This window comes from bacterium (assembly GCA_020444065.1).
Taxonomy (GTDB): Bacteria; Sumerlaeota; Sumerlaeia; order SLMS01; family JAHLLQ01; genus JAHLLQ01.
Map to the genome: position 1 here is coordinate 108,689 of JAHLLQ010000005.1, position 24,364 is coordinate 133,052.

The 24,364-nt window shown below is 60.6% G+C and carries 19 protein-coding genes; 10 read left to right on the forward strand and 9 right to left on the reverse strand.

Annotated features, from left to right (window positions below; translation table 11 throughout):
* Positions 1-91 precede the first annotated feature (91 nt).
* The 4 genes from KQI84_13365 to aroF all read left to right on the forward strand — a co-directional run bounded on the left by KQI84_13365 (position 92) and on the right by aroF (position 5,187).
* Positions 92-2,008, forward strand: coding sequence for a hypothetical protein (locus KQI84_13365; GenBank protein MCB2155865.1), 1,917 nt, complete (start codon positions 92-94; stop codon positions 2,006-2,008).
* Complete coding sequence (locus tag KQI84_13370; GenBank protein MCB2155866.1) at positions 2,005-2,283, forward strand: hypothetical protein; 279 nt, start codon at positions 2,005-2,007, stop codon at positions 2,281-2,283. Before KQI84_13365 ends, KQI84_13370 begins: the two co-directional genes overlap by 4 nt.
* A 114-nt stretch (positions 2,284-2,397) precedes the next feature.
* A complete protein-coding gene (locus tag KQI84_13375) occupies positions 2,398-4,155 on the forward strand; it encodes a proline--tRNA ligase (protein MCB2155867.1) in 1,758 nt (585 codons plus the stop codon).
* 24 nt (positions 4,156-4,179) lie between these two features.
* Complete coding sequence (gene aroF, locus KQI84_13380; protein MCB2155868.1) at positions 4,180-5,187, forward strand: 3-deoxy-7-phosphoheptulonate synthase; 1,008 nt, start codon at positions 4,180-4,182, stop codon at positions 5,185-5,187.
* A 32-nt stretch (positions 5,188-5,219) separates the two neighbouring features.
* On the opposite strand, the gene KQI84_13385 is transcribed toward aroF, so the two are convergent.
* Positions 5,220-6,029, reverse strand: coding sequence for an inositol monophosphatase (locus KQI84_13385; GenBank protein MCB2155869.1), 810 nt, complete (start codon positions 6,027-6,029; stop codon positions 5,220-5,222).
* A 294-nt stretch (positions 6,030-6,323) separates the two neighbouring features.
* Between KQI84_13385 and KQI84_13390 the strand changes: the two genes are divergently transcribed.
* Complete coding sequence (locus KQI84_13390; GenBank protein MCB2155870.1) at positions 6,324-8,579, forward strand: right-handed parallel beta-helix repeat-containing protein; 2,256 nt, start codon at positions 6,324-6,326, stop codon at positions 8,577-8,579.
* A gap of 14 nt (positions 8,580-8,593) precedes the next feature.
* Entirely contained in the window at positions 8,594-9,100 is a 507-nt protein-coding gene (locus tag KQI84_13395; protein ID MCB2155871.1) for a hypothetical protein, read from the forward strand.
* 43 nt (positions 9,101-9,143) lie between these two features.
* Here KQI84_13395 and KQI84_13400 read toward each other — a convergent pair whose 3' ends face one another.
* From KQI84_13400 to KQI84_13420, 5 genes are all read right to left on the reverse strand, one after another.
* On the reverse strand, positions 9,144-9,866 hold the full coding sequence (locus KQI84_13400) for a hypothetical protein (GenBank protein MCB2155872.1): 723 nt from the start codon (positions 9,864-9,866) through the stop codon (positions 9,144-9,146).
* Positions 9,863-11,920: a hypothetical protein gene (locus KQI84_13405; GenBank protein MCB2155873.1), complete on the reverse strand. Its 2,058-nt coding sequence runs from the start codon at positions 11,918-11,920 to the stop codon at positions 9,863-9,865. The genes KQI84_13400 and KQI84_13405 overlap by 4 nt, the downstream gene beginning before the upstream one ends.
* Complete coding sequence (locus tag KQI84_13410) at positions 11,917-12,504, reverse strand: hypothetical protein (GenBank protein ID MCB2155874.1); 588 nt, start codon at positions 12,502-12,504, stop codon at positions 11,917-11,919. The genes KQI84_13405 and KQI84_13410 overlap by 4 nt, the downstream gene beginning before the upstream one ends.
* A complete protein-coding gene (locus KQI84_13415) occupies positions 12,501-16,616 on the reverse strand; it encodes a tetratricopeptide repeat protein (GenBank protein ID MCB2155875.1) in 4,116 nt (1,371 codons plus the stop codon). Before KQI84_13415 ends, KQI84_13410 begins: the two co-directional genes overlap by 4 nt.
* A 131-nt stretch (positions 16,617-16,747) precedes the next feature.
* Positions 16,748-17,104, reverse strand: a complete 357-nt coding sequence (locus tag KQI84_13420; GenBank protein ID MCB2155876.1) for a hypothetical protein — start codon at positions 17,102-17,104, stop codon at positions 16,748-16,750.
* Between the two features lie 230 nt (positions 17,105-17,334).
* Between KQI84_13420 and KQI84_13425 the strand changes: the two genes are divergently transcribed.
* From KQI84_13425 to KQI84_13440, 4 genes are read left to right on the forward strand one after another with little or no spacing between them, the layout of a single operon-like run.
* Positions 17,335-17,682, forward strand: coding sequence for an STAS domain-containing protein (locus tag KQI84_13425; protein MCB2155877.1), 348 nt, complete (start codon positions 17,335-17,337; stop codon positions 17,680-17,682).
* 19 nt (positions 17,683-17,701) lie between these two features.
* Positions 17,702-18,151 carry an ATP-binding protein gene (locus tag KQI84_13430; GenBank protein ID MCB2155878.1) on the forward strand — a complete coding sequence of 150 codons (450 nt, stop codon included), beginning with the start codon at positions 17,702-17,704 and terminating at the stop codon, positions 18,149-18,151.
* A gap of 9 nt (positions 18,152-18,160) precedes the next feature.
* Positions 18,161-18,469 (forward strand): STAS domain-containing protein, encoded by a 309-nt coding sequence (locus KQI84_13435; GenBank protein MCB2155879.1) that lies wholly within the window; start codon positions 18,161-18,163, stop codon positions 18,467-18,469.
* Positions 18,470-18,472: 3 nt separating this feature from the next.
* Positions 18,473-19,786, forward strand: coding sequence for an HD domain-containing protein (locus KQI84_13440; protein MCB2155880.1), 1,314 nt, complete (start codon positions 18,473-18,475; stop codon positions 19,784-19,786).
* 496 nt (positions 19,787-20,282) lie between these two features.
* Here KQI84_13440 and KQI84_13445 read toward each other — a convergent pair whose 3' ends face one another.
* From KQI84_13445 to KQI84_13455, 3 genes are read right to left on the reverse strand one after another with little or no spacing between them, the layout of a single operon-like run.
* Positions 20,283-20,732, reverse strand: a complete 450-nt coding sequence (locus KQI84_13445; protein ID MCB2155881.1) for a hypothetical protein — start codon at positions 20,730-20,732, stop codon at positions 20,283-20,285.
* The gene (gene xdh / locus KQI84_13450; protein MCB2155882.1) at positions 20,729-23,434 is read right to left on the reverse strand and encodes a selenium-dependent xanthine dehydrogenase; all 2,706 of its coding nucleotides are present in this window, start codon (positions 23,432-23,434) and stop codon (positions 20,729-20,731) included. The genes KQI84_13445 and xdh overlap by 4 nt, the downstream gene beginning before the upstream one ends.
* Before the next feature lie 51 nt (positions 23,435-23,485).
* On the reverse strand, positions 23,486-24,052 hold the full coding sequence (locus tag KQI84_13455; GenBank protein MCB2155883.1) for a DUF2752 domain-containing protein: 567 nt from the start codon (positions 24,050-24,052) through the stop codon (positions 23,486-23,488).
* Between the last annotated feature and the right edge of the window lie 312 nt (positions 24,053-24,364).

Sequence of the window (24,364 nt, forward strand, 5' to 3'; positions counted from 1 at the left end):
AACGCCCAAAGGCAAATGCGCTTGCCTTTTCTGCGAATGATGGTAAATTCTCCTCGAATCCTGACAGCTTATCCTCGGGAGGAGAGGACCCATGTATTCAGTCGCTCGGGGGCCGGCGCACGGCCTGTGCGCTGGTCTCTTCGCATGCTTATTGATTCTGCTTGTTTCGGTAATCGAAGCCGCTCCTTTCACTTATCAGGGGTTCCTGAAGGATGGGAGCGCTCCGGCCAATGGTAGTTTTGATTTCACATTCACCCCATTCGATGGGGAGACACTGGGAACTGCGCTTGCCACCGAAGTTGCTGTCGGTGACGTCAACGTTGTCGATGGTGTCTTCACGGTGGAAATCGATTTTCCCAATTCTATCTGGGAAGGCGATCCCCCTTGGTTGGAAGTCCATGTTCGCGCAACGGGCAGCGGCGGAGACTACGACACGCTTTCGCCGCGTCAGCAGTTGATGGCGGCGCCGCTGGCTTCCATGGCGCGTGATGCTCTTGCGCTCGATGGCCATGCGGCAGCCGATTTCGCAGACGCGACCCACCCCCATGTGAAAACGGACATCAGCGATCTGGAACCCATAACTGCGGTTCCGGCGGCCGATTCCATTCCAAAGGCCGGTACGGACGGGATGCTCGCAGACGGGTGGATCCCTCCCGGCAACCAAATCGTTCACGCCTTCACAGCGGGTGACACCATTTCGGAAGGCTCTCCCGTGGGGCTCTTGAACGGGAAACTTCGATCACAGACTGGTCAAATCCAATTGATCAGCAGCAGTTCGATCCCGGCGGCAGCCGATGCGGATTTGGATGCCTGGGACAGCGAGCATGCCATCTACGCATACATCGATCCCGTTGCGGAGGCCAATGCGATGGTCGTCGTGCTGACAGTCGAGGACGGCGCGGTTGTTTGCGGAACCCCGAAGGTCATCAGTACCGGCCACGCGCAGGGCATTCGCGTTGCTGCTCTTTCGTATCGGCGATTCGTTGTCGTGTTCACGGACACCGACAATCTCTATCGGGGAACGCTCATCGCCGGCGGTGCGTCCGATCCATCGAGTATCGAAGTGGGGACCCCTGTGACTTACAGTGCAGAACAAGGATGGACGCACGAGGTCTTCTGGCTCGGCGGGTATATGAAGTACGACTTCTGTGTGTTCTTACGCGATGCCGGCAACTCGTATCATGGAACAGTGTCCGTCGGGACGATGAATCCGTCAACTTTCGGGATCACGCTTGGAAGTCCGGTGGAAGTATCGTCTGTTCCGGCGGCTGCCTTGAGCGGAATGTGGCTGACGAATTCACGCTTTCTTGTGAGCTACGGGGCTGACTCTGCTCGCCAGGACGTCGCATTGCTCTCTCTGGATCGCACGAATTTGACTGCGACGGTGCAGGCTACCCGGACGGTTTCATCGGATCCTCCGGCGGCCACCTGGGTCCAGCGGCTTTCCGGCGACGAGGCCCTCGTGGCGCAACGTTACAATGCCGCCACAGCGCGCTCCCATCTGATTCAAGTTCGTGCGAATGAAGCGGGAATCTCGATTCAGGACGTCGAGACCGTGAACCTGAAGTGCTGGGGGCTTGCCGTGCAGCCAGGGGGTGAGTTTGGGATGCTCTGGCTCTCCGGAATGGTGCCCAATCTCTACTTCGGGAAGGTATTGGATTCAGGAATTCGGTTGGGGTACTCCACCCAGATCATCATCACAGGATGTTCCTACTTCTCACTTGTTGGACTGGGAGCCCAGGATTTCCTGATGAGCACGGCAGGCACCCCAGACTCCTATGCCTCTTTGGTGGGCTTCCCCACACCCATTGGGATCGCGGCTGAGAGTGGAGAAGTGGACCAGCCGGTGTCCGCCATCATTCAAGGCGTATCCGACGTGCATAGCGGCCTCGTTCCCGGCACAGTGTACTACACGACCCATTATGGTTCTCTGACGAGCGATCCCTCCATCTGGAAAGTCGGAACGGCAATCTCTGAGACCGAGTTGTTGCTGGAGATCGAACGATGAAACGACGAATCGGCATCCTGATCGGGTTTCTCATTCTCGCGGCACTTGCGGCGGCATCGTGGCACCGGGCGAGTTACGAGGTGACGCACTTCGCCATCGCAAATGGTGGGACTACGATCAGCACTGGCGCTGAGTTCACTCTCGGCGCGACCACCGGCCAGGTGGAAGCCTCCGGCCCCATGACGAGTGGGGGCTACGAGTTGTGCGGCGGATTCTGGCACCAGAGCGGGGGAGGGCCTCCGGCCGGTCCCTATGCGGGCTGGACCGTGCGCTAGAAGAATCGGCCACCCAGTCAGGCCCCTCGCTGGCCGCCGCCACCAAAGCCTTTGACATCCCCGCGGCCGCTTCGGCACGCTCCCGATGCTAATTTCGCTGAAGGAGCGCTTGCCTTGTACATCGAACAGTTGGTCGGGAAACGGCTCGCAGACGCGCCGAAGGACGCCATGACGCCGGGGCACACGATGCTCTTGCGTGGCGGTTACATTCGCCAGATCGGCCAGGGCATCTTTGCCCTCCTGCCGCTCGGATTCCGGATCGCCCAGAAGGTGGAGGCGATCATCCGAGAGGAGATGAACTTCATCGGAGGGCAGGAAATCCAGATGCCTGTCGTCTCGCCGGCGGACCTGTGGCTCGAGTCCGGCCGCTACGAGACCGTCGGACCCGAGTTGCTCCGTTTCGAGGATCGCACCGGCCATCCGTGCGTGCTGAACATGACGCACGAGGAAGTCGTTGTCGAAGTCGCGCGCTCGCAGGTCGACAGCTATCGCCACTTCCCGTTCATGCTGTACCAAATTCAGACGAAATATCGCGACGAGGCGCGCAGCCGCGGCGGCCTGATCCGCGTGCGCGAATTCGTGATGAAGGACGCGTATTCCTTCCATCGCACGCAGGAGGATCTGGCGGAGTACTACCAGGAAGCCCACGCGGCTTACACGCGCATCTTCCGCCGGTGTGGTCTGCGGAACTTCGTCGATATCGAATCCGACAGTGGAATGATGGGCGGTAACGTCGCGCACGAGTTTATGCTCGTTACGCCCGTCGGTGAGGACACGTTGATCCTCTGCCCGAAGTGTGGCTATCGCGCGAATCGTGAAGTGGCCGTGAGCAATCGCAAGTTCGAGTTCAACGAAGAGCTGGAAGAGCTCAATAAGGTTCACACGCCGGCGCAGAAGACGATCGAAGAAGTGACCGGGTTCCTCGGCAAAGATGAACTGCACGCCTGCAAGTGCGTCGCGTTCGTCGGCAACGAGGAGAAAGCCGTGTTCGCATTCGTGCGCGGTGACATGGAAGTGAATCTGCCCAAGCTGCGCAAAGCGAGCGGCTTCGGTGATCTTCGCCCGATGCATGACGAAGAGTTCGAGCAGTACGGCACGGTGGCCGGGTTTGTCGGTCCGCTTGGTCTGAAGGTCGATAACGCGGTTGTTGTCTTCGATGAGTCGGTGGCGCATTCGCCCAACCTGATCATCGGTGCGAACGAAACGGACTACCACACCACGGGATTCAATTTCCGGCGCGACTTGCCCGAAGGCACACCGACGTCGGATATTACCGACGTGCGCGAAGGCGAAGCCTGCCGCGTTTGCGGAGAGCCCTTGAATGTGACGCGTGGTATCGAGGTTGGAAACATCTTCCAGCTCGGCACGAAGTACAGCCATGCGATGACCTTTCAGTACCACGAAGAAGACGGCTCGCTGAAGTACCCGATCATGGGCTGCTACGGAATCGGCGTCGGCCGGACGTTTGCCAGCGTGGCGGAAGAAAGCCGCGACGACAACGGGCCGATCTGGCCGATCTCGATCGCGCCGTTCCGCGTGCAGGTTTGCTGTTTGCAGGCGAAGGACGAAGAAATCGCGGCACGCGGCGTCGAGATTTACGACGAACTGCGCGCGTTGGGGCTCGATCCGTTGCTCGACAAGCGCCAGGTCGGCGCCGGCTTCATGTTTGCCGATGCGGACCTGATTGGTGCGCCCATTCGGATCATTCTCTCGCGACGCAACCTCGCAAAGGGTGTTGCCGAGATGAAGTATCGGCTCGTTGAGGAGCGGGACTTCCCGAAGGAAATAGCCCTCGATGAGCTGCCTGCAAAGGTACAGGAAATCGTGCAGGAACTGGAGCTCGAATACAGCTCCGCCGCCATGCGGATGTAATCAAGAAAAGAGGGACGCAGTCAGATGCTCGTCGTGATGGACAAGAGCGCGACGCCGGAACAGATCCAGGCAGTCGTCGAAAAGATAGAAAGACTCGGCATGAAAGCCGAGCCGATTCCCGGCGGGCAGCGCACTAGCGTTTGCGTTCTCCAGAACACCGGGGCCGTCGATCCAACGATCTTTGCTGGTATGCCCGGCGTCATGGAGTCGATTCGCGTCTCGAAGCCGTTCAAGCTCGTCAGCCGCGAGACGCACCGGGACGACTCGGAATTCGATGTCAGCGGCGTTCCCGTTGGCGGCAAGAACCTGACGGTGATCGCCGGGCCTTGTTCTGTCGAGAGTTATGAGCAGACACTGGAAACGGCCAAAGCCGTGAAGGCCGCCGGCGCACACATGCTGCGTGGCGGCGCGTTCAAGCCGCGCACATCGCCGTACTCGTTCCAAGGGCTCGGCGAAGAGGGACTGAAGATCCTCGCGCGCGTTCGCGAAGAAACGGGCATGCCGATCGTCACCGAGGCGATCGATCACGAAGTCTGCGACGTTGTCGAGGAATACGCCGACATGATCCAAATCGGCACGCGCAACATGCAGAACTACACGCTGCTGCGCAGGGCCGGTCGCGCGAAGATTCCCGTGCTATTGAAGCGCGGAATGTCGGCAACCTACGAAGAGTGGCTGATGGCCGCGGAGTACATCATGTCGGAGGGCAACCGCCGCGTGATCCTGTGCGAGCGCGGCGTGCGCACCTTCGCCGATCACCTGCGGAACACGCTCGATCTCAGCGTTGTGCCGTTTGTGCAGCGCATCACGCACCTGCCGGTTTTCGTTGATCCCAGCCACGGCGCGGGCAATCGCGATATGGTCGATGCACTCAGCTTCGGCGCCGTCGCCGTCGGCGCGCGGGGACTGATCATCGAGGTTCACAACAATCCGCCAAGCGCCATGTCCGATGGCGCGCAGTCGCTCTGGCCAGAGCAGTTCGCTAAACTGATGAAGAAGCTGCCGCGCCTGGCCGAAGTGCTGGCGGAGTAGCAGAGTTTCACTGGGCACTCGGAACTTACCGCCTAATCGTCCAGAGTCCGCTCCGCCAGAACGCGCATCATCGCATCGTGCACGCGGCCGTTGCTGGCGAGCATCCGTTTGCAGTGAATATCGAACGGGCCGCCTTCGAAATCGCTCATGCGGCCGCCGGCTTCTTCGACCATGAGAGCACCGGCCGCCATGTCCCAAGGGTGCAGACCCTTCTCGTAGAAACCTTCCAGTTGGCCTGACGCAACCGCTGCCAGGTCAAGCGCCGCGGCACCGAGACGCAGCATTCCCTGCGACTGCTGCAGGAAACTGCCCATCGTCCCCATCAGCCAATCGAGATGCTTGCGACGATCGTACGGAAAGCCCGTGACGAGGAGCGCATCGTCGAGTTGATCGACTTTCGAGACGTGAATCGGTTTGCCATTGCGCGTTGCGCCATGACCTCGCGCGGCCAGGTACAGATCGCCCAGCGCCGGCGCGAACACGCCGCCCGCAATCGTTCCGCCTTCGAACTGCAGCGCGATGCTGACTGCGAAGATCGGCATCCCATGCGCGTAGTTTGTTGTTCCATCGAGCGGATCCACAACCCACAGGTAGTCCGAGTTTGCGGCTCCTGACGTGCCGCCCTCTTCTGCCAGCAGAGCGTGATTGGGAAAGCGTTGTTGGATTTCCTCTGCGATTGCTGCCTCCGATTCCTTGTCGGCAATCGTCAGCAAATCGATCGCGCCCTTCTTCTCGTAACCGTCCAACTGCCTGAAGTGTTTCATCTGAATCGCTCCGGCACGGCGGCACATTGCCTCGATCGCTTCGAGCAACTCGCGGGCTTCGGATTCCGTTGGCTTCATGGCTCCTCCTCGAATTCGCGTCGCATCGCGGTCGGAACCTACCCCGATTGCACACCCGTTCTGCAATGGGAGAGATGGCGCTTGTGCTTTTCTTCACAAAGCAAACCGACATTGCCCCGAGGATTAGGTTGCCATTCCGGATTCGCCGGCCGCATACTTCGAACCTACGATCAATAGGTGGGGTTTGGTTTTCCGGTGCCTTGGGAGGCATTCGCGATGACCGCCGTGCATTGTGGCGCGCGAATCCGGCTCAGGTCGAACGGCCTGAAATGACACACTCCCAAGGAGCAATTCATGTTCGTCCTACCACGAGTACTGCGGGCCGCCGTCGGTCCTGCGCTTCTTTCCATGGTTATCGCGGTTCCTTGCGCTGCAGGCGATTTATATCCGCCGGCTGGCGCGCCCGCGCCCACGATGAAACGTCTCGACGAGGTCAGTCCTTCACGCTGCATCTCTTCGTTACCCTACAGCATCACGGAATCTGGCCGCTACGAAGTCTGCGGCAATCTGACTGGAACGTCCGGTCAAAACGGAATTACAATCAGCGCATCGAACGTTGTGCTGGATCTCGGCGGTTTCACCCTGACTGGCGGCGCGGGAAGCCTTGATGCCGTGAACATCTCCTCCGGCGGCAATGTCACCGTGAGAGGGGGGACCCTGACGCGTTGGGATGGCGATGGAATCGATGGTGCGTCCGATACGCTCGGCGCCCTGTATGTTCACGACGTCAGCGTTTCATCCTGCAAAGGCAACGGGATCTCGATCAGTTCCGGTGGTGTCTACGACTCCTCGGTGTCCTCCTGTGCAAGGAACGGCGTGTCGGTCGGCTGCCCCAGCGGCTCCTGCGGTGGCGGGGCCGTCTATCTCGAGGGCGTTCGCTCAACGGGCAATGGCTTCTCGGGCATCAGCAGTTCCAACGGCCCAGAACTGACTCTGGAACGTTGCGTCTCGAGTGGAAACGCCAGCCACGGCGTGTACATGTTCTACGATTCGACGCCGGCGCGCGCGCAGGATTATAACTCCTCGCGAAGCAATAACAGCAGCAGTATCGACAATGGTGGCGACGGCTGGTCGGTCGAAACCGTCGAAGGTGTCAGTGTGGCGTTGAGCTTCGACGGTTGCGTCTCCTCCGGAAATGTCGGGGCGGGCTTCCGCACCGTCTGCGAACCGCTCGACGACGTTTCCGTCAGTTTGCTGCGCTGTGAAGCTGACAAGAATGGCCAGGAAGGCGTTCGCGTTTCCGAGGCGGCACTGCGCATGGATGGCGGTTCCAGCAGCCGGAACGGCAGTCATGGCATTTGGATTTCATCTTCAGGTTCCGCGACCAAAGCCCAAGACTATAATTCATCTCGCAGCAATACGACCTCGGCTGTCGATGTCGGCGACAACAGTGGCGACGGCATCCTGCTTGAAGTCGCAGAGCCATTCCTCGATCCCGGTCTCGATCCGTTCGGCGTCGAGACACTTGATCTGAGCAGTTGCCGCCTGGTCCGCAACACCGGCAACGGACTGCGAATGAGCGGAAACGCAGTCGTTTCCTTCGATCGTTGTGTCGTGTCCGAGAATGACGGCGCAGGCCTTTCCGTTTCGACAACATCTTACAGCTCCGGCCTGTCTAAGGCCGACTCGAAGCGCAGCTTCTTCAGTTCCAATGGTGGCGGTGGCGCCGTTTGCCCCAGTGCCAGCGCAACCGTGGAATGGTCGTTCAGCGAAACGGAGTTCTCCCGCTGCGGCGCGGATGGCGTGCAACTCGCCGCCGGCCAGAACGCATCGGATCTTCGCCTCTCCCTGGACCGCTGCGTTGTCAGTCGTTGCGATGGAGATGGCGTTGCCTTGAATGCGAGCTACGGCGGCGGTCCCGCCTGCCCATCATCGCTCTTACTCAGCAGTTCCAGCCTTCGCGACAATGGCGGCGTTGGTGCGAGCTGCGTGTCTGAAACGGCCTCGGTCACGAGTTCGCGTTCCAGCGGCAACGGCGGTGGCGGCATGGTTTGCGGCACAACGAATCACTTCGTCGCCGGTGGCAGCGGCTTTGATGGAAACACGAGCCCTGGCCTTGTTGTCGTCAGTCCGGTCACCGTGCTGAATGACGTGCGATGCGTCGGAAACGGCGGCGACGGAGCGGATCTCACTTCCGATTCCTCCATGATCTCGTCTTGTGTGTTCAGCGACAACGACCTTCGGGGCATTCGCAGTCGCACGGGCGGTGGGCGCATCAGCTCCTGCGTCGTTTCCAGCAATGGCGACAGCGGAATCGTCGTCGAAGGCAGCGGCATGGACGTTTGCGAGAACGTCGTGTCTGGCCACCAGAACGCTGGAGCCACAGCCTCCGGCATCGATGTCGTCGGCACAGGGAATCGCGTTCGCGGCAATATGACGAGCAGCAACGACCGCGGTGTGTCGCTTCGCTCGAACGGCAATCCGGTTTACGAGGGAAGCAGCACGGGCGGTGAGAATCCGTTGTTTGAAGATGCCGGCGTCTCCGGCAATTCGAGCGGCAGCACGACGATCGATGCTGCCTCCAATCCATTCGACTTGATCACGCATTAAGAAAGGAGTCGGCCATGAAAGGCAGAACTTGCGCCGCAGTCGGACTGCTCGCGCTTCTTGCCGGCGGAGCGTTGGCTCAGTCCAACATCGATCCGAGCCACTCCTTCGCGTGGAGCGAGAACCTCGGCTGGATCACGCTCTATCCGTCGGCTCAATACGGCGTTGTTGTGACGGCCGATCACCTGAGCGGCCATGCATATGGAGAAAACGCCGGTTGGATCTGGTTCGGTGACGGACCGGATAACGGAACGACGTACACCAACGTCGGCACCGATCACGGCGTGAACGTCGATCCCAGCGGCGACCTTTCCGGATACGCCTGGGGAGAAAACATCGGCTGGATCAACTTCGATACGACTTCGGTCGGTGCCTCGCAGGTTTCGATCGACATGGGAACCGGCGAGTTCAGTGGCTTCGCCTGGTCGGAGAATTCCGGCTGGATTAACTTCGGCGATGGATACACGCAAGGACTCAGCTACTTGCCCAACACGGGCATCGATGACTGGGCGATTTACGAGTGAAATGAATCAACGGCCCGGAGCGGAAGAGCGCTCCGGGTCGATTCTATTTCGCGAGGCTCTCCCTGATTTTCTTCGCGTGCCGATGCACCGGACTCAATCCGCCTGTGTCCCAAAGCGCTTTGTACATCGGATCGTGCGAGGTCATGATTGTGACGAACAAATCGAAGTGCAACCGGTCAACCGGCTTGGCCTCGATGATCATGATGTGACGGCTCGATCGCCAAATGAAGACATCGTTTATCTGGCTGCCCGTGTTCGACGAAGTGACACTCGCAGATGGCGTTCGCCATGTACCTCTCACGCGCCCCATCAGTCTTGTTTGCGCGTCGTTGGGCAGATTTCGCCTGATCAGGTAGATCCGAGTCACGTTGCCGTCGTCATCTGTCTGGTACACTCCGCCAAGGCCCGATTGCTCATGGACGACCTCCGCGGGGCGTGGCGACTTCCAGTCGCGCGCCTGGGAGATGACATCCTTCTCGTTCGTGCCGGCCCGCAGGCCCGCGAAAGATACTGTTTGGCCCGACACCATTGTCGGTCCAATGTAGATGGCTCTCACGAATTCGTTCATGACCTGACGGTCCGCATAGGAGCCAGGTCTTCCCTTTGCGGCATAAACCCCCGCGCCCAGCAGCAACGTGATTCCCGTGGCCAATGCCCAGAGGACAATGGCAACGATCGACCACAGGACGATGCGCGTGAATCTCCGTACCAGGCGCCGGAAGAAGCCTGGTCCCTTTCGGCGTTGCACTGGCGACTTGCCGGTCATTCGTAGAGGCGCCGTTCTCGTTGATCAGGATCGAGCGGGATCAGAACCGGTGCGACATCGAATCCGGGCAGCAGACTCCCTTCGATGCCGATGGGAATGCGTTTTCGCGGCAGCGGTTCGTCGAGTTTCTCCAGCACTGCCGTCGAGTGCCGCAGAGGATAGAGCCACTGCATCGTGCGCTGCATTGCGCCGGGTTCCAGCGGTACGATCAAGCGATCGCCCGTTGCCGCGTCACGATATGCCATTCGTTCGCCGGTCAGCAACTCGACGCCCGGCTTCGCGATCTCGCCGTTGCCCTTGCGGCCATCGAGCAAACGGGGATCCAGGAACAGGCCCTGGCCGCGCCAAAGCTCCGGCCACGCTTTCAGTTCTTTCGGCGATATCGTGGCAAGTAACGACATATTGTCGCGTGCCTTCTCCAGCTTCTTCTCGACTTTCTCGCGGCGCCCGTACGTTGGATATCCATCGAGGATTCGTTTGTACAAGATCGATTGAGCGCGCGCTGACGGCGTACGATCGGCCTGGCGTTCCAATGTCCGTGCTGCCTTGTGGCGCATCTTCAATGCCTTCGCTGTTTCGCCCAGGCGATCCCATGCCTCTGCCGATTGGCCGAAGCGCTTGCGACTTGCATAGGCCTTCGCGACTCGCGCCAGCCAATCTTGCCCTGCATCGGTTTCGTAGAATTCCTCCGGCGCCGTCTCTGCCGCTTCGAACAACTCGTCCTTGGGGAATGCCGGCAACAGCGGCAGCGTGATTGTTCGTGAAATCACATCGAAGACGAACAACGAACGTGCGGCGCGAATCCAGTTCGCTTCCTCGATGCGGGCCTGCTCGGGCGAAAGCGATGCCGTCAGGATGCTCGGGTCTTCGCCATAGAGGAGATACTCCCAGCGCCGATCGGCGATGGCATCCATCGCCTGCTCAAAGGCGACTTCCGGATCGAAATCGGCCCGCGAGGCATACTGCGTTGCGCGATCGACCCATGGGCCGGTGCTTTTGCGTGCCAAATGCTCCAGACTGATACGAGCAATGCTGCGTTGGCCGCGTTGGCTGTAGTTTGCCGCTTCGGCTGCACGCACATCATCCGCCGCGGCAGAGATCGGATAGTTCGCCAGGAACTTATCGATTCGCTCTGGCAAATCCGCCGCGGCCGGATCGAGGACGAACGCGCGAAGCAACTCCGAATAGGCCTGAAAGTGCGCTGGCTCGCGCAACGCTGCGTCTCCATCGACGACGGACACCGCCTGGTTCTTGCGCGCCTGGCGAGCAGCCAACTCGCGCAGGACCTCGCGATGTTCCTCTCGAAACGGTTCCCGAGTGCCCGTCAGCATCACTTCTCGCTCGTACCACCAGGCCGATGCCTCGAGGCGATTCTGCTCGCGGGCGCGCTCTGCATTCTCCTGAGCCTGAAGTGCGGCCAGAGCCCTTCGCCTTGGAGCCAGTTTCTCCGCCGTCGCAATCGGCGCGAACGGTTTCTTTTCCAGCAGGGGATCTTCCGCGACTTTGCGGGCCGTCCAAAGCTCCTTGCGCTGTTCTGGCGTCAGGTACTTTCGCCCGACCAGCATGTACTCCGTCAGATCCAGCGGCGGTTGCAGCAGGCGAAAGAATTGCAGCGTGAGAACCCCATTGGCGGCATTGACCATAGAATTGAAGACACGACGCCACGACTCGTAGCGACGATCCGCGCGCGCCTGATAGTAGCGCTCACGCGGTTCCTGTCGAATCAGCAAGCGCATCACCGTTTCGACTTCAGCGTCGGAATCGAAGTCCTTCAGAATCGAGCGAGCTTCCTTGCGTGTCATCATCGGGCGCTTCGTTGCTGCCGCGAGGGCCGCAACATTCTCGCTCAACTTTGCCGCACCCGGCGTGTCGTGCTCGAATCGCTCTCGCAATCGCGCCAACGTTGTCAGTTGATCCGCATCGCCCAGCACGGCCGCACGGAGCGCCGCCTGTGTGACGCCGTCATCCGTCGTTACCGCTTCACCGAGATTCGTCTGGGCGAATGCGGACACGCAAAATAGAAGAATAAGAAAAGGAAGGACGAGGAGTCTCACTGGCCCACCTCCGCTGCGCGTGCCGCGCGGAGAAGCTCCACGTCGTCATCGCTCAGGAAACCGGCGTTCCGCATGTCTTCCCAGTCGGTTTCAGTCTTCTTGAGGAGGCTCTCCAAGCGCTCCGGAAGGCGGGGACGGGAAGGCGGGGGCGGTTCGCCGGGTGCATCAGGCGGGGGAGACTCCGGTATCTTCGGTTCGCTCTTCTTGGCGACGAGATCGGATTCCGCACGCTCTGCTTCCATTGCGAGCGCTTCAAGCGCAGAGAATCCCTTGCCGGTTTCTGCGGGTTTCGATGCCTCCGCCTGGCGCTCGACAAACTTGCGGGCCATCGCCTCGCGAACACGCTTCATCTCTTCTTCGGAGAGCAAGCCGCGCTTCTTCAACTGGCTCAACTCATCCAATCGCTCCTCCTCGCCTCGTAGACTGCTGCTGCGTTTCTGCACGGACTGGCGAATGAAGTGTTGAACGAACATCAGAATGATAATGCCTACGACGAAGGCGGCTCCCCATTTCAGGAAGTACTGATCGTTCGGATCGTTCAACGAGAACTGTCCGAGAAGCACTATGGGAACAAGCGTTGTCATTCCGTCGTTGAAGAGGAGGAGAATTTCTCGACGACATTGCGGGCGGTTTCGGCATTCAGCGGTTCTTCGCCGATCTCGTTTTGCAGCAGGAGCTGGTGGAACGCACCTTTCATTTCGCGAACATTGGAGTCGACGTGTTCTGCAATGACTTCCAGGGCATCCTCGGGAATCTCGCGATCGGGATGCTCCTTTGAAAGTTGGCGCAGAATCGCCATGCGGGTTTCGCGATCGGGCGATTGAATATCCACGATGACGCCGGCACCGAAACGTGACTTCAGGCGCTTCTCCAGATGGGCAATTTCCTTTGGCGGACGATCGGAGGTGACAATAATCTGTTTCTTCGATTGGTACAACGTGTTGAAGATGTGGAAGAATTCCTCCTGCGCGCGTTCTTTACCGGCCAGGAATTGCACGTCATCCAGCAGCAGCACATCGGTACTCTTGTGCCGCTGGCGGAACTTGATCACGGTGTTGTTCTGGATGGCGTCGATCAGTTCGGATGTGAAGTCCTCCGAGTTTGTATAAATCACCTTCAGCTTCGGGTGGTTCTCGAAAATGTAGTTCGCGACGGCGTGCAGGATGTGTGTCTTGCCGAGGCCGACATCGCTGTGAAGGAACAGCGGATTGTGCGGCGTGTGTCCCGGCTCTTTCGCCACCGCGATGGACGTGGCCCATGCGAAACGGTTGCGATCGCTGACAACGAAGCGATCGAAGTCGTATTCCGGCAGGACGTTCAGTTGGGTCGTTTCCACTTCAGGCGACGAAGGGCCGCGGCTCTGCGCTGTCTTCAGCAATGGAGCCAGCGCACGCCACTCTGTCAGCGCCTTCTTCTCGTCGCCGGACTCCTCGAAGAGCTGCGCCCGCAGCGTACGCGCTTCGACATGGTCGGCATCGAGCTCGACCACTTCGTCCAAGACGCCGAGCGACTCTTCTGCGCCTTCCGTTTCACGGAGACGCTCGGCCAGAAGCATTAACTCCGCGACAGCATCCTGTGTCCGATCGGCTTCCTGCAGTTCACTGATCAGGATGCGACGCAACTTCGTGTCGCCGGGTGTGAGTTCGATCGCTTCTCGGCGCGCCGACAGGCTTTCGTCTGTATTGCCCTTAGACTTGTAGGCGCGCGCCATCGCATCCAGCTCATCGAGCGCCATCTCGACGTCCTGATGATCTTCGTGCAGGCAAACATCAACGATCTGGCGACGAACGCCTGTGTCGTTCTCGTCGATTTCAAGGGCTTCATAAAGAGTCGTCAGTGAATCGTCGAATTCGCCCTTGCGCGCCTGGACGGCTGCCAACTGCCGCAGATGCGCGATCGCCTCCATAGGCTGTTCGCGAGCCAGTTCCAACTTCACGAGACCGCTGTAAGTCCCAACGTGCTCGGCGTCCAATTCGAGCGCTTCTTTGTAGACCTCTTCCGCTTCGTCGTAGCGTTGGGCGTCGGCGTGCGTTTCGCCAAGCGTCAGCAACTCCTCTAGGGCTTCCTCCGTGCGATCGTTCTTGCGCAGCGCCTCGATCAATCGCCTGCGCGAGTCTGCATCGTTGGATCGAATCTCCACCAACTTCTGCAGCAGCGTGATCGCTTCTTCTTCCTGGCCATTCTGCTCGTGGATCGCGATCAGCGTGCGCATCTGGTCGACCTGTTCATCGGCCTGGCCGATGGATTCGAACAGGCCGATCAACTTGTGATGAAGCCCAGCGTTCATCAGGTCCTTTTCGGTTAATCCGCGCAGCGTCTCGACGGCGCGTTCAACCACTTCGGCCTCGCGACAGGACTCAATGTACTCATCCAGCCGAATCTGCAACTCGCGCTGTTCGTTCGCTTCCTGCAGGAGATGCAGAAGTCGCTCGATTGCCTCGAAGTCATCGCTCTGACGCCGGATGAGCTCTTCGAGAACCTCGCGCTCGCCCTGCAGATCGCGGCCTTCGTGCAGCAGGTCGGCGAGCTTCCAGCTTTCCTCGCGTGCCCGATCATGCTGCTCGTTGATTGTGTAGAGCTCGATCAGCTCACGGCGCGCCGACGCATTGGCGGGACGGCGCTCCAGGAGTACAAGGCCTTCCTTGATCGCGTTGTCGTAGTCGCGACGGAGCTTGTAGAACTGCATGCGCCGCAGCCGCGCATCGATCAGGCCTTCCTCGTCTTCGAGCGCTTCGCAACAATCGCGCAACAGGTCCAGTGCGCCGAGATCGTTCGGATTTTCGTCGAGAAGATTCCCGAGCACTTCGCGGCACTTATCGTAATCTTCCGTATCGTGCAGAACCGCGGCAAGATTCCCCAGAAGCTGGCGAGCTTCATCCTTGCGTCCCTGGCGATTGAGCGTTTCGGCCAGTAACTCGATCGCTCGTGTCCGATGGTCGTCCAGTTCAAGAATGAAGCGAAGGTGCTTCTCTGCCGTTCCGAACTCGGAGCGTTCAATCAGCAGTTCGCACGCCTTGATGCGTTCGATGTAGGCTTCGCCCCACTTGCCGAGATGGTCGAGCGCCTCTGCGTGGTCCATCATCAGGTGCGGGTTGTCCGGCTCGATCTCGAACGCGTGCTCGATGTTCTTGACCAACGCCGGTACATTGCCACGTTCCTTCAGAATCGCGCACGTGCCGGTGATCACTTCCAGCGCCTCGTCGGGATGTCCTGTTCGTTCAAGCAGAACCCGCAAGTCTTCGCGCACGCCGAGGTCCTGCTCGTCGATGATCTGCATCTCGCGGTACAACTCAAGCGCCTGCTCTAATTCCTCCGCTCTTTCGTAGACGTTTGCGATCGTGCGCAGGCGTTCGATCGCTTCGGCCGAATCTTCCTCTTCCAGTGCGATGTCGGCGTACGTCCGCAGGGCCTTCAGATCCTCAGGGAACGACTCGAGAATCTCATCGAGCAGGAAACGAGCAGACATGAAGTCATCCGCTTCGCGATAGAGGTTGATCAGTTTGTATTGGAGATCGGCGACCATGTCGTGATTGCCGATCTGGCGATGTGCCGTGATCAGTCGCTCGATCAGCGCTGAACTGTCCGATTGCACATTCGCCAGGCTTTGCAGGCCCTCGACCGCTTCCTCGAACGCCTCGCGTCCCATCAATTCGTCGATCAACTCGACGGCTCGTGTGAAGTCCTCGTGCGGCAGACCGCGCTGGATAAACAGATCGATCATGTCCAACGCAACCTGATCGTTCTGTGGCTGGATCGCCAGAATCGCATCGAGTGTTTCGGCGGCGGCGACCAATTCTGCGTCGACAATCTGCTTCTTCGCGACCGCGCGCAAATCCGCGACGGCTTCATCGGGCCGTCCGAGCGTGATCAGCAACTGAGTGATGATCGGGCGGACCTCGACGCCTTCGGGCGCAATGGTTTCCACGTGGCGATAGGCTTCAAGAGCACGCTCGTACTCCTGGGCCATCTCCGCGGCATCTGCCAGCAGCATCAATTCCTCGAAGGCTCGCTCGTCGTGCCCTTCGGCTAGGTAGTGCCGCGCCATCATCTCGCGTACGGCGACGGACTCCGGATCGCGATCGAGTTGCTCCTGCGCCAGTTCCAGGAATTGCTCCGTGTTGCCGGCCTGGCGTTCCGCCTCGATCAGGCGGAGGCTGAATTCTTCCGTCTCGTTGCTACGACCGGTTTCCTCCAGCAGACGGATTTGCACACGCAGCGCTTTTGGATGATGCGGCTTGCTGTTCAGAATCCGCCGCAGCCTCTTTTCCGCTTCTTCGCGGTACATGCTGCGATGCTTGTCTTTCAGCGATAGGAGTTCGACGAAGTTCTCCGCCTCCTCGACCATCGCATCGATGTCTTCCGTTTCGGCGCCCAGCAGGATATCGATCTCGTACTCATCGACCAGGCGCTTCAGGGCCGCGTCGTAGTCCCAGCCGCGCGATCGCGCGACAAGGTCGATCAGATCTCCGCCGCCGGACCCGTCGCATTCCGCATAAGAGCACCGGTATGCCCGGCGCCCCTCATCCACCGTCAGCGTCCGGAACACCTGTTCTCCATGGATCGGACAGTAGCACCGAATCACGCCACCGCCGCGCTGGATCGACTCGGTGTGGTAGTCGACGAACTCCAGCACATCGAGCGCTTCCAGCTCGCTGAGGACCTTCTGAATGATGTTCTCTGGATAACCGCTGCTCATGGGTGCCAGACTCTCACGGCGACCGGCACATTCCCCCCCGGCAGCCGCGGCTTAGGATCGACTTCTAGGAGTACGCTGTGTGGGAAAACGTGTCAAAAGGAAGTGCGCTGGCGAGCGAGGCGATTATTGGTCTACGACATCAGCAACCCCAGCAGGATCAGCCCGATCACGGCGAACAGGGTCATTCCTGAGCAGCCCAGGCCGCACCCGCCGAGAGCCTTCTTTCGATTCTGCTGAAAAAGGGAGGCGACCCCCAGCAAGAACGCCACGATATCGATCATCATCAAGCCGATGATCGCCAGGCCGAGCAACATTGTCTGCGGCGTCTCGCCCTGCATGGAACCGGGAGAAGCCATCTCGGCCGCCGTTGCCACCGCAAAGACCAAGATAATCCCCAGCCCGGCAAGCAAGCTGATGACCAGCGACCAGATTCCAAAACCGGAGTGCTTTGGCTCCGGCGGATACTCCTGCCACCCCCACTGTTCCATGGCGACCTCCTTCATTTTCTACATAGACGGCTGGCAAAGTCAGGAGAAAGTGTGGGCCGTGCCCCGCAAGGGGAGCAAGCGCGAACGCGCAGATAGGAGAGACCCCGCAATCCGTGCGACTTCCCGCCGTGGGGGCCTGCCTGCTCAAAAACGGTTGCGATGCTCTCGTTGAGGGGCAGACAATGGCTAAACGGTAGGCCATCCAGTCTTTGCCAGGGAGAAGGCACACTATGGAGTTTCAAATCGACGAGAAAGGCGCCTGCGAGGTCATCCGCATGGAGGGCCGCCTCGACTTGGCCGGAGCGGAGGCCGCTGAGGGCTTCTTCAACGAGTTCCGATCCAAGCCCATGAAGGGGCGCCAACTGATCGTCAGCTTCAAAGACGTTCCGTACATCAGTTCCAGCGGCTTGCGGGTCCTTGTGGCTGCATTGAACGACATCCAGGAAAAGGGCGGCGCCATGGTCCTCTGCGACATGAACGTTGCTGTCGAGGAAGTTTTCCAATTCGCCGGCCTGGACACCGTCTTCCGCATCTATCGCGAGGAGGACGAGGCCTACTCGGAGTTGGCCAAATCCTGAGAAGGGCGGTCGCCAGGCCATGGGTCCTGACCGAAGTCTCAAAGTTGAGCTAAATGCCGACCCCTGCATGCTGGTGGTCGTCTGCTCCGCCGTGCGGCAGTTCGCGGAGGCTTGCGGCATGGACGAGCGAAACAGCCAGCGCCTCGAACTCGCGACCGACGAAATCTGCTCCAACATCATCTGCCACGCCTACGGCCAGGACCCCTCCGAGACCTTCCGCCTGGAGGCCGATGTCGAGGATGAGATCCTGGAGATCCGGATCTACGACCACGGCAAGGGCTTCGAACTCGAAGACGTGAAGAAGCCCGATATCACCTGCCCGCTGAATGAACGCCAGATCGGGGGCCTGGGGATCTTCCTGGTCCGCAAGGTTGTCGATTCTCTCAGTTACGGTTCCGTCGAAAGCGGCGAGAACTGCTTCCGATTTACCAAACGGATTGAAACCCTGCCCCACGCGGCGGAGGCCTGAGACTCAGCCATGAAATTCTGCCTCGAGTTCGAACAGGACACCGCCCACCTGCGCCTGATCGGGCGGTTCGATCTGGCGGCGGCCAAGCGCTTTCGTGGCCTGGCCCAGTGGATCGGCGACAGCGACGTGAGGTCGCTTGAAGTAGAACTGAGCCAACTGCAGTTCCTCGATTCCTCCGGCATCGGGGTACTCCTGCTGCTGCGGAACGGCATCGAGAAGAAACAGGGCCGTATGTCTCTGCGCAAGATTCCGCCGGCCATCAATGAAACCCTCTACAATGCCGGCCTGGAGGAAGTCTTTCGCCTTGCCGACCCGTGACCCATGGCCAGAGAAAAACTCTATCGCGATTCCGTACACGACCTGATCCTGCTCAATCTGGACGACCCCAGCGACCACTTGCTGGGGCGCCTGATCGATAGCCGGGAATTCCAACGACTCCGCCGCATCAAGCAGCTCGGCATGGCCCACATGGCCTTCCATGGCGCCGAGCATAGCCGCTTCTGCCACTCCTTCGGCGTGATGCACCTGACGCGGAGGCTGATCAACCGCCTGCGCCAGGACAACCCGATCGAGGACAGCGAAGCGCTGGCCGTGATGTGCGCCGGCTTGCTCCACGACCTCGGCCACGGGCCGTTCAGCCACGTGATCGAGAAGTACTTCCCCGAGGGGCACGAAACCTGGACCCAGCGGATTATTCTGCACCCCGATACGGAAGTGAACGCGATCCTGGAAAGCTACTCCCCCGGCTTCTCCGCGCATGTCGCCGCGGTGCTGCGCGGCGAGGCCGAACCGCGCTGGCTGAACTGGCTGATCTCCAGCCAGCTCGATGTCGATCGATTCGACTATCTGCTGCGCGACAGCCACATGACCGGTGTGAAGTACGGCGTGTTCGACCTCGAGCGCCTGATGCTGATGCTGCGCGTCAGCCCCGATGGCGACCGCATCGTCGTGTCGCCCAAGGGTGTCCTGCCGGTCGAGAAGTACCTGCAGTCGCGCTATCAGATGTACCGGCAGGTCTACTTCCACAAGACGGTGACGGCCGCCGAGGCGATGCTGATGGGAGTGCTTGGGCGCGCGAGCGAGCTGGCGCGCGAGAACGGCGCCTGTCCGGAGGTCGCAGCCGACTCACCGTTCGGCCGCATCCTGCGCGGCGAGCAGGATCTCGAAGTCGCCGACTACCTTCAGCTCGATGACTCCGTAATTCTCGGCGCGCTGAATCACTGGTCGCGGACGGACGATCCCATCCTGCGCGACTTGTCCTTCCGGCTGCTCAACCGGCGGCTCTTCAAGTCGCTGGAAATCGCCAATTTCGAAGAGCATGACCTTGAGATCAAAATGCGCATCGCCGAGGCGGAAAAGATCATCAGCGATGCCGGCCTGGATCCGCGATACAATCTTCTCTATTCGATGAGCGCCGACACGCCGTATCGCCCCTACAATCCGCGGACGGACAAGACTGGTGCGGTGATTTGGGTAGAAGATCCCGTCACCGGCCAGTTGCGCGACGTCAAAGACGTCTCGCCGACGATCCGCGCCTTCACCGAATCGCCCTACACGATCTGGCGCGTCTTTTTCCCCGAAGCCGCCAGCGACATCCGGGTGCGCGAGCGAATAACCGAAGCGTTTGTTGGGTGATGTGATCGATTGGTCGGGCCTTCAGCCCTCTGTGAGAATGACTCGCCGAAACCTGGCGCTGACGCGCCAGGCTGGAATTGGGCGCGCCGTTGGCGCTGAGTTTGGCGGCCCAATCGAAGAGGGGCAACGCCCCGGTCCATACCAGGCTTGGGCGACAGCCCAAGTACAGTGATTGATGAGTCAGAGGCAACATCAGGGCGGATGCAGATGGGCCGAACGAGACGAGAGGACCGTGCTTAGATTCGGAGCTGAATCGCAGAGGGGCAACGCCCCGGTCCATACCAGGCTTGGGCGACAGCCCAAGTACAGTGATTGATGAGTCAGAGGCAACATCAGGGCCGATGCAGATGGGCCGAACGAGACGAGAGGATCGTGCTAAGATTCGGAGCTGAATCGCAGAGGGGCAGCGCCCCGACCCATACCAGGCTTGGGCGACAGCCCAAGTACATGGAGCGACGAGAGTCCGAGCGCTGAAAGCGCGACCCACCGATTTCCCCTAAACCTGCGGCCTTCCCGAGAACATCGGTTCGCCTTTGAAGAACTGTGTGAACAGGACGCCCGCCAGCACGGGCACGCGGTAGATGCCCTTCTTGAAGAGGGCCGCCACGCCGCCGATCAAGACCCCGAGCGCGATAGCGCTCGTCGCCACCGCGGACCAGATGGGGTTTGCCCCGAAGCCTAGCATCAGGAACTGCCCCAGGAACCCCAGGACCAGCAGGCCGAGCTCGATCGCCGCCAGTTGCGTCGCCAGGAATCGTGTGCCGCCCGCCCGTGGCATCGAGATAGCCAGGAAAATGATTCCCGCTACCGGCGATAACGGCGCGATGCACAGCACTGGCATCAGAACCAGCGGCACCAGCGCCAGGTGCGCCGCCGCAAGCAGACCGCGATCATCGGAGTTGGACTCCAGATCGTCGATGGTTTCGTAGACTTCTTCTTCGCTCACTTTTTCTTCCCCAGAAGCGCCTTTGCCTGCGGACTATCGCTCATCGGCAGACGAATACGCAACTGTCCGTCGAAGCGGCGCATGGCCCCGGCGATGGCCGGCGCGGTCGGGACCAGCCCGATTTCGCCGACTCCCTTTGCGCCCCACGGCCCGTTGGGGTCCGGCTCCTCGATCAGGATCACATCGATATCCGGCGTCTGGTGCGCGCGCAGAACCCCGAAAGCGCGCAAGTCCTTCGCCTGAACGTGACCGCCTTCGGATGGGCAGTCCTCCGTCAGCGCATAACCAATGCCCATGTGGACGGAGCCCTCGATCTGGCCCTCGCACAGAATGCGGTTCATTACGCGCCCGACGTCGTGGACGGCGATCACCCGATCCAGGTTTCCGTCGTCGTCGAGGATCGCCACCTGCGTTGCATAGCTGAACGCGAGGTGCGTCTTCGGCGGGCCGCCATCTTTGCCGCGCCGCTGGCCGAGGGGAACGGTTTCGTCGTAGACATATTCGCCGCGGAAGATCCGGCCAACGAGGCCGGCAAGATCACTGGACTTCAGAGCCTCAGCGAGCTTCTCGCCGGCGAGCCGCACGGCGTGCCCGCCCAGGACCGTCGCGCGGCTGGCCGTCGTCATTCCGCACGGCGTGGGCCGGCTCGTATCGATGACGACGCGCACGCGGCGCGCTTCGACGGGTGCCGTCTCGCAGAGCGCCTGGATCAGAATCGTCAGCAGCCCCTGGCCCATCTCCGTGAAGCCCGTGAAGATCGCGAGGCCCGGCTGTCCGTCGGCCCATTGCTCGACGACAATCTCTGCCTCGCCGCTGTCCGGCATCCCATTTCCGATGCCCGTATTCTTGATACCACAGGCGATTCCGGCGTACCCAGCTGCAAAGTATTGAGACTTGACGGCTTCAAGCGTTTTCTTCAGCCCAACGCCGCCCTCCAGAACCTGGCCCGTGCAGAATGTGTCGCCGTCTTCGAGCGCATTCGCATACCGAATCGTCCACGGATCGGAGCCGACCTTGGCGGCCAGCAAATCGAGGCACTGCTCGATCCCCCATGCGACCTGATTGACGCCGAAGCCCCGCATCGCCCCGCACGGAACGTTATTCGTGTAGGCCGCGATAGCCTCGACATCCACGTTCGAGACTCGATACGGACCGCAGGCATGGCCCGCTGCGCGCTCCAGCACCTTAGATCCCACCGAGGCGTAAGCCCCTGAATCGCCAACGATCCGCGCCTTGACTGCTTGCAGATTTCCCACCGCATCGCAGCCCACCCAATACTCGATCGTCATCGGGTGGCGCTTCGGATGGAGCCGAATAGACTCGGCGCGCGAAAGCGTGATCTTCACCGGGCGCCCGGTTGCCACCGCCAGCAGAGCCGTTTGGCCCTGGACAGAGAGGTCCTCCTTGCCGCCGAACCCGCCCCCGTTGCTGATCAGTTCGACTTGAACCTCGTCTTCGGAGAGACCCAGGAGCGAAGCAATCTGGCGACGATCGTCGAAGACGCCCTGTCCTTGCGACAAGACATGTAGCTTGACAGAATCGCTGGTTGGCCCTTCGAAGTGTTCGTACGGTGGAGGCGTCTCATGCAGCCACTGCTCCGGCATGGCAAGGCAGGATTCGGGCTCGAGGAAAAGGTGCTCGATGCGCTGGGTCTCGAAGGACTCGTGAACGACGTGTTCGCAAGCGGCGAGGGCATCCTCGATCGGATCCCCCATGCGGACTGCGGACCGGCTGAGGACGTTGCCGTCCGGATGAATGTCCGGGTGGACGAGTGGCGCACCCGGAGCCAGGGCCTCCTCCGCAGACGTCACGGGATCCAGAATCTCGTACTCAACCACAATGGCATCAGCGGCCCGGCGTGCGGCGGCGGGGGAGTCCGCGGCCACCGCAGCCAGCACATCGCCGGCGCAACGCGTCACCTCGCCCTCAGCGATGAAGACCGGCCAATCCCGGTAGACGAGTCCCTGGCGCCGTTCGCCCGGAACATCGAGCCAGGTCACGATCTGGTGAACGCCGGGCATCAACTCCGCCGCGGCGGTGTCGATGCGTTTGATCACGGCTCGCGGGTGATCGGAGAATCGCAGCGCCCCGTGGAGCATCCCGGCGACCTTGATGTCGGCGATATAGCGCTTCTCGCCCAGAGCGAAGGCCTCGCCCTGGAAGCGCGGCAGCCCCGAACCGAGCTTGCCGGACCAGTCGGCCCCGGGGATGGACTTGCCCTGACAGGCATCCCGATACACCCCAATCGCGTCTTCGATCTTCTTGTAACCTGTGCAACGGCAGAGATGCATCATCAAGCCGCGGCGGATATCATCGAGATCTGCCTCCGGCTTCTTCTCGATGATTGCCTTGGCCCGCATCGCGATACCGGGGATGCAGAACCCGCATTGCAGGCCGCCGGTCACGTGAAATGCAGCCGCCAGTGCTCGGCGGTCCGCCTCGGGCAATCCCTCCAGCGTCGTCACAGCCTTTCCGGCCGCGCGAGAAGCTGGCATCACGCACGAGACCATCGGCCGCCCATCGACCAGAATCGTGCAACATCCGCACTGACCCATCGGCTGGCAGCCATTCTTGGGCGACACGATATCGAATCGTTCGCGGAGAACGTCGAGCAGCTTCTCGTCGGGTTCGATCTGGGTGGTGACTTCGCGTCCGTTGAGCAGGAAGGTCAGCGTTTCAGTTTCAGTCGTGGGTGGGTTCATGAAGGAATTTGCGTCAAGCAATAATGCTTGTCTAGATTTGGGCGAGCTACGCTATGGCGACGTGATGAATGGAGGATCCTGTGTGCCGCTGGTCAGCCACCACGCCAGCGGCGGATAGTGCATCGCGACAAGGATCAGCCGGATGATTCCGTAGGCCACCATGGCGATCAGCACGACCATAAAAATCCATGCCACGACAGCATCCCGCTTTTCGAGCCATTGCATGATCGGCTCGCGGTACCTCTTGGGGAGGACGGCCAGAATGGTCAGGAAGACAAAGAACAGCGCTATGATCGGCCCGAAGGGGTGATAGTGCCAGGCCCAACTGAAATGGCCGTGCAGAAAGCTGGTGACGCTGCGGGTCAGCCCGCACCCCGGGCAGGGCAGGCCGGTGGCGCGCTGGAGGGTGCACATGCTCGGGCCGGAGCCCGTCGGGCTCAGGATGAACGCGCCCAGGACGGTTCCGATAGCGCCGCCGATGGCAACCGGCCGCGAGAACAACGTCCTGGAGACTCCGCGGAATGAGTCGACAAAGCGCATCTTCGGGAGCGGCTCAAGGGGCCGCTCCTGGACGGGCGTTTCGGGGGATTCGGCGATGGATGGAGAATCTGGAGTCATCGGGTCCGATTCTTTCTAGTCAATCGGGTGGCAACATTGGTGCCGAGGGCATCCTCCACGCAACCCCGTTTCGCGGGTCGAAGGACCGAAAGGCGCCGCTTTCTTTGCCGCAAAAACCGTCCAGCCGACGAGGTTGGAACCGCTCAAATCGGACAATCCGGGACAAATATTAGCCGATTTGGCAAGAAACTGCCCCAACTATGGGCATACAACATCGGAAGTGGGGCTTTGAGATTGACGGCGCCCGCGGCTCTGGTCTGAAATGCGCGGCGTTTCAGAAGGGGCCTCTGCGCCCCACCCCCGAAGGCTTGA